Here is a 3,279-nt window from a genome sequence, read left to right as displayed (position 1 = left end):
GCCAGGCGGAGGCATGGACCTCGGCGAGTCGATCGCGGACGCCGCTGTCCGGGAAACCAAGGAGGAGACCGGCATCGACATCGAGGTCACCGGCCTGATCGGCGTGTACACCAACCCCCGGCACGTCCTGGCCTACGACGACGGCGAGGTCCGCCAACAGTTCTCCCTGTGCTTCACCACCCGCATGCTCGGCGGCACCCTGCGCACCTCCAGCGAGACGAAGGAAGTCCAGTTCGTCGCCCCCGCCGACCTCGACAAGCTGAACATCCACCCGTCCATGCGGCTACGGATCAACCACTACCTCGAAGGCCGCCCCACGCCTTACATCGGCTGACCAGCCACCGCCAGACGGTGCAACGTCCGATCAATCGAGACCCCCAGCAGCGGACGAGCACGCGCGATCGAGCGATGCACCACCGAACCCTCCCCATACCGGGAGAAAATCTCCTCCACCCGTTCGGCGAAGGTGAACCGCTGTCCCTTCGGACCGGTCGTCATGTCCGCGAACACCAGGGCGTCCATCACCGGCGACTCCTCCAGTTCCCAGGAGGCCAGCACGTCGGACAGGCCGCGTTCCTCGGCTTCGATCCGGGCACAGGAGTGATGCGCCACCAACGCACACAATCGACGGGAGACGTCCGAGCGCTGTTGAAGGAACCGGGCGCCGTCCACCGGGTGGAACCGCAGCAGCCCCACCGCCGGGGCATAGCCGATGTCATGCAGCCAGGCCGCGGTGACCAACAGGTCCCGTTCCTCCGGCTCCACCGCCACCGCCGCTTCCCGCGCACGGGCAGCAACCTCCCGCACATGAGCCCACCGGTCACCCAAAGGCGCAAGAAGCTCGCTCGCCAACCGCTCAGCAGCCACTACATCCACCCACACGACGGTACGTACACCCCGGCCCGACGTCAGCCGAGTCCCGTGGACTGCCGAATTAGCCGTTTTAGGATCAAGAGCCTGCCGGCGCGAGGATCGGCGCCGCGCGACGGCTGCGCGTGGCGCTGGCGCGCCATGCTCGCCGGCGCGTCGCCGATCCTCGACGCAAACGTCCGGCCATGGACACGTCAAGCTACCGTCGAGGCTGTCTATTCTGTATCGTCGCGAATGTCGGTAGGTGAGAGCAGGTCGACCTCTATCGACGCCCCCTCGACTGGCATGACTTCCACTCGCACATCTTCGGCGGCGGAGCCGTCGAGCGCCGAACGAAATTCGCTCTTGTTGACAATCAATGCCGACCTCAGCGATATATTCGCCTCGCCGAAGTATATACGATTTCCCGCAATCTCCTCATAGTAGTCCGGGCTGCAGAGTCGCATCGCCGTCGGCCTATCCAAGTCTAGCGAGTTCAACGTTTCGATATCCCGGTGAGGCGAGAGGGTTATGATCATCGACTGACGTCCAGCATTGATGCGACCGCGGTCGATTAGATCGATGCACCTAAGCAGCGCCGCATAGTCGTCGGGAGTAAGCTCGCGAGGAAGCGCAAATGACGTCGAGGTCAGCGCCTGGATTCTTTCTAGTTGCTCGACGGTTCTAAAGGCTTCCTCGGATACGACTTCTCGCGAGGGCAGCGCACAGGGCTCGCCGATCTGAATTCCATCGAGACTGAAAGCTAGATAGTTTGGCGTTTTCGCCTTCCGCAGAAATCTAAGCACTGGCAGTACGGTTGCAGGGAGCGCACTCGATGGCAATGAGTAGTCCAGATTAAGCTTCCATCTGTGAGTTCTTCGATCGAGTCGAATCTGGATCCGAACGAATCCCGTCAAATCTTGACCGAACAGCATTCCTCCAGCCTGTCCCGAGATTCTTTGAGTCAAGGATCCCGGAAGACTCGAAACGATTCGACCCTGCCCGTCCACCAGGAGCAGCTTTATGTTGAGTGCCGGATTGAGGTCCTCTCGATTGCTGGAGAACCTCAGAGATCCCCCGGTGAAGTATCCACCTAGGCCGAGCGGGGCGGTAACAGTAAACGATCGGACATGCGATTCGCCTAGCTCTACATCTCCGCCGAAGTCGACGAACTCCTGGTAACGGAGGGCGGCCTCTTTGTCGAACTCCGAATCACCGAATTGTAGCTGAGGGACGAAGCTTATGGGCTGATCGAGCTCGGCCCCCCGGTAACGGGGCCTGAGTGTTACTTTGTACTCCCGATCGCTCCTCGCCAGGTCGATCTTGTAGTGGGGTGACGCTTCGTCGAGCCGCTCACTTAACCGAACAAAGCGATCGAGGGCGTCTGGTGCACCACCATGAAGAATCCCCTGCTCGGCATTCAGCTCCTTTAGAATCTGGACAACCTCACTATCCGCCCCCAGAAGAAAGTATCGGGGCACAGCTGGATATTTGATCATCATCTTGTCGAGCCAACTCTTGCCACACCAGAACAATGGAAAAGCGTACCGACTACGAAGATCGTCGAACCATTCGAGCTCTGACTGGTTGTGGTCAATCGGGACCACGAGCGACCACGACACGGGAGAGAATTGGGCAGCGGCTCTCAAGGATTGCTCGACCTGACTTCGGCGTTTTGGGCTCCGAGCTGAAACGCGCCCAGTAAACGACTTCAACTGGAAAATCTTCGTTCCTTCGGTCGCTCGGATCTGCACATCCCGGCCGCCGTCCCCGCCTGACCCGTCGAGCCGTTCGGCCTCCGGATGCTCCAAACTCAGGAGCGTGCTCACCATGTCATCGAAAACATGGCGTGCCGCATTCCAATCCACTCGCACTAGGAACCCCAAACGCCGACAGATCAACAGTTGAAGATCATAATAGCAATAGGTGTTCCCGGCCCCAAAGGAACCCAGGCGGCTCGGATGACGTGTCTTTGCTGGATGGAGGTGGACACGGGCAGGAGTGTGAGCAGGCTCGATGGACGAGGGCGGACATCAGCGGACTAGGTATGCCGATCTTGTAATCAGGCGGTCGGTAGCGGGGCCGACTGGCAGCCACGGTGGCAGCCAAGCCAGCGGACGGCGGTGGATTCGCCTGGACGCCGGCAGCCATCATCAGTCAACTGCCTACTCTCGCGGAAGGTGGCGGACAACAGCGGAGCCGATGCCCAGGTCAGGGCTACTATGCGGATGAATCTGGACGCCGATGGACGGACCGGACCGACTCTCCAAGGAGGGGTGCCGATGCGGCTGGCGGCACCGAGGTGTAGCAACCGCTGTAGCAACGTCCCCGTACGTCGGCGAACGGCAGCGGACGCCGACGTACGGTCTGAGCTTGGCCGAGACCTGTGTCACTAGGTGCAATCCGTGCCTTCTAAGCACCAGGTCGCAG

3 protein-coding genes are annotated in these 3,279 nt (G+C 60.8%); 1 reads left to right on the top strand and 2 read right to left on the bottom strand.

The genetic code is table 11. From position 1 onward, the window contains the following. Positions 1-334: NUDIX hydrolase (locus tag DD1DGNOD_RS07950; protein WP_131769788.1), on the top strand; the 334-nt coding region annotated here is incomplete at its 5' end. Here the strand turns inward: DD1DGNOD_RS07950 and DD1DGNOD_RS07945 are convergent. Next, positions 322-876 (bottom strand): HD domain-containing protein, encoded by a 555-nt coding sequence (locus DD1DGNOD_RS07945; RefSeq protein ID WP_131769787.1) that lies wholly within the window; start codon positions 874-876, stop codon positions 322-324. The genes DD1DGNOD_RS07950 and DD1DGNOD_RS07945 overlap by 13 nt on opposite strands. Positions 877-1,085: 209 nt before the next feature. Continuing rightward, positions 1,086-2,351, bottom strand: a complete 1,266-nt coding sequence (locus DD1DGNOD_RS07940) for a hypothetical protein (RefSeq protein WP_206443023.1) — start codon at positions 2,349-2,351, stop codon at positions 1,086-1,088. Positions 2,352-3,279: the final 928 nt, after the last annotated feature.

It is taken from the genome of Candidatus Protofrankia californiensis (assembly GCF_900634765.1).
GTDB classification, from domain to species: Bacteria; Actinomycetota; Actinomycetes; order Frankiales; family Frankiaceae; genus Protofrankia; species Protofrankia californiensis.
This window is presented reverse-complemented; position numbering and strand designations above follow the sequence as displayed.